Raw genomic sequence first — 3,179 nt, forward strand, 5'->3', positions numbered from 1 at the left:
GTGTCGAACTACAAGTCGTTCCCGAACGAGATCGCGTGGCGCGACGACGACGCGGCCTTCGAGGCGTGGACCCGGGGCGAGACCGGCTACCCGCTCGTCGACGCCGGGATGCGACAGCTGAACGAGGAGGGGTACATCCACAACCGCCCGCGGCAGGTGGTCGCGAGCTTCCTCACGAAGCACCTCCTGATCGACTGGCGGCGCGGCGCGCGCTACTTCACGAAGCAGCTGATCGACCACGACTACGCCTCGAACCACGGCGCGTGGCAGTGGACCGCCTCCACCGGCACCGACTCCGTGGACGTGCGCATCTTCGACCCGGTGAGTCAGATGTCGAAGTACGACGACGGCGCCCGCTTCGTGAAGGCGTACGTCCCGGAGCTCTCGGACGTGCCGGCCGGGAAGGTCGTCGACTGGCCCACCCTCTCGCGGGCGGAGCGCGAGGAGCTCGCGCCCGACTACGCGCACCCGATCGTCGACCGGAACGAGGGGTACGAGCGGGCCCAGCGCGTCTTCGAGGAGGCGCTCGGGAAACGCTGACGCCGCGGAGCGACCGCGGGCGGCGGCTCGACCCGAAACGGTGGGGTGAAACCGCGTTCCGTAACCGAGTCCTTTTCGGGGGCCACCGAGAACGGCTCCGGTATGTCCCCAGTCGCGATCGACGACGTCGAGGCCGCCGCCGAGCGGCTCGCCGGCACCGACATCGTCCAGCGGACGCCCGTCGAGCGGAGTCGGTCGCTGAGCGACCGGTGCGGCGCGGACGTGCGCCTGAAGATGGAACACCTCCAGCGCACCGGCTCGTTCAAGACGCGGGGCGCGTACAACGCGATCTCGCGGGCGGACGACGGCGGCGGCGCGGGACCCGACGAGCCGGCGGTCGAGCGCGTCGTGGCCGCGAGCGCGGGGAACCACGCGCAGGGGGTGGCGCTGGCGGCGGCGGACGCCGGGATCGACGCGACGATCGTGATGCCGGAGTCCGCGCCGGCGGCGAAGATCGAGGCGACCCGCGGCTACGGGGCCGAGGTCGTGCTCCGAGGGAGCGCGTTTCCCGAGGCGATGGCGCACGCCCAGACGCTGGTCGACGACCCGGGCACGCGGTTCGTCCACGCGTTCGACGACCCGGACGTGGTCGCCGGACAGGGGACGCTCGGGCTGGAGGTGCTCGATCAGGTCCCGGCCGTCGACACCGTCCTCGTCCCGGTCGGCGGCGGGGGGCTCGCCGGTGGCGTCGCGACCGCAGTCAAGGCGAGAGCGCCGGAGACGCGGGTCGTCGGCGTTCAGACCGAGGGGGCGTCGACGCTCTCGGAGAGCCTCGCGGCGGGCGAGCTCGTGACGCGCGACGAGCCCGACACCATCGCGGACGGGATCGCGACCGGCGGCCTGAGCGACCTCACGTTCGGGCTCCTCGACGAGCACCTCGACGACGTGGTGGTCGTGAGCGACGACGACGTGGCGAGCGCGATCCTGCTCCTCTTGGAGCGCGCGAAGCAGATGGTCGAGGGCGCGGGCGCGACCGCCGCGGCGGCCCTTTTAAACGACGACGCGGTCGACGGGCTGGACTTGGCTGGCGAAACCGTCGTTCCCCTCCTCTGTGGCGGCAACATCGACGTGACGACGCTGAAGGAGGTGGTGACCCACGCCCTCGTCGACCGCCACCAGCTGATCGAGCTCTCCGTCCGGATCGACGACACGCCCGGGACGATGGGGGAGATCAGCACGCTGATCGGCGCGGAGCGCGCGAACATCCGGACCGTGCGCCACGAGCGCAGCCGGCCGGACCTCCCGGTCGGCGACGCCGACCTCGTGTTCGAGGTGGAGACGAACGGGCCGGCGCACGTGGACCGCGTCCTGACGGCGGTGCGCGAGGCGGGGTACGAGGTGGCGTGGACGACGCAGGAACGGTGAGGCGAGAGGTCACATCTGCTCCTGAAAGTAACTGCGGTGGCGCGTGCCGACGAGCGGCCGGAGGCCGCGAGTCGCACGCGCGAGGGACGCCGCGAACGCCCGCAGGGCGTGAGCGGCGAGGCTGGGGAGGTGTGAGGCTGCGGTGCGGGTGGGATTTCGAAGGGGCAGTCGCGAGGCGGGCGCAGGCGTTCACGAGAGTGAAGCTCTCGTGAGCCAATCAGAACGCTCCGCGTTCTGATGGCGACGTAAGCACCGCAGGAACGAGCGCAGCGAGTGACGAGGAGCGCAACGAGCGTGCGCCCGCCTCGCGACTGGGGGTTTGGCGGTGTCCGTCGCCGATCTGCCAACGGCGTTCATAGCCGATCCGACGACGGCGTCCGCGACCGACCCGCCATCCGCGGCGAGTCGTAATCGAATCAGAGCCGATCCGACTTGATCCGACGATTTGAAGCGCTCACCTCGGCAACCGTCTCGTAATGAGTCTCGTCGTTACCGACACCCTGGAAGACGAGCGCGTCGAGTTCACGGCCGACGGCGACGTCACGCTGTACGTCTGCGGCCTGACGGTGTCGGACGACCCGCACCTCGGGCACGCCCGCCTGTGGTTCCACGCGGACGTGCTCCACCGCTGGCTCGACCACCTCGGCTACGACGTGCGCCACGTCGAGAACGTCACCGACGTCAACGAGAAGATCACGGCCCGCGTCGGCGAGCGCGACGACTGGGCCGCCGAGCGCGACGTGGCCGAGGCGTTCACCGCCACCACCTTCGACGCGATGCGCGGACTGAACCTCAGGCGGGCCGAGGTGTACCCCCGCGTCACCGAGCACGTCCCGGAGATCCGCGACCTCGTCGAGACGCTGATCGAGAAGGGGTACGCCTACGAGTCGAACGGCTCCGTCTACTTCGACGTGACCAGCTTCGACGAGTACGGGAAGCTCTCGAACCAAGAGGTCGACGCGCTCGAGGCGCAGGGCGAGCCGGACGAGCGCTCGGAGAAGCGGAATCCGGCGGACTTCGCGCTGTGGAAGGCCGACGGCGTGAGCGAGACCGCCGCGCGCGAACACGCGAAGCACGACCACGGCGCGGAGACGCCCGCGGGCGAGACGTGGGAATCGCCGTGGGGCGAGGGGCGACCCGGGTGGCACGTCGAGTGCTCGGCGATGTCGACGACGCACCTCGGCGACACCCTCGACATTCACATGGGCGGGCGCGACCTCGTCTTCCCGCACCACGAGAACGAGATCGCGCAGTCGGAGGCGGCCACCGGCGAG

Annotated in this window: 2 protein-coding genes and 1 pseudogene; all 3 read left to right on the forward strand. The window is 70.7% G+C overall.

The window, feature by feature from the left end:
- On the forward strand, nt 1-540 hold a 540-nt coding region (locus Q0116_RS09835), incomplete at its 5' end, for an FAD-binding domain-containing protein (protein WP_297887474.1).
- Nucleotides 541-642: 102 nt separating this feature from the next.
- Complete coding sequence (gene ilvA / locus Q0116_RS09840; protein ID WP_297887476.1) at nt 643-1,905, forward strand: threonine ammonia-lyase; 1,263 nt, start codon at nt 643-645, stop codon at nt 1,903-1,905.
- A 476-nt stretch (nt 1,906-2,381) separates the two neighbouring features.
- Nucleotides 2,382-3,179, forward strand: a pseudogene (locus tag Q0116_RS09845) (cysteine--tRNA ligase); the annotation flags it as partial.

The sequence above is a fragment of the uncultured Halorubrum sp. genome, from assembly GCF_937146585.1.
GTDB lineage: Archaea > Halobacteriota > Halobacteria > Halobacteriales > Haloferacaceae > Halorubrum > Halorubrum miltondacostae.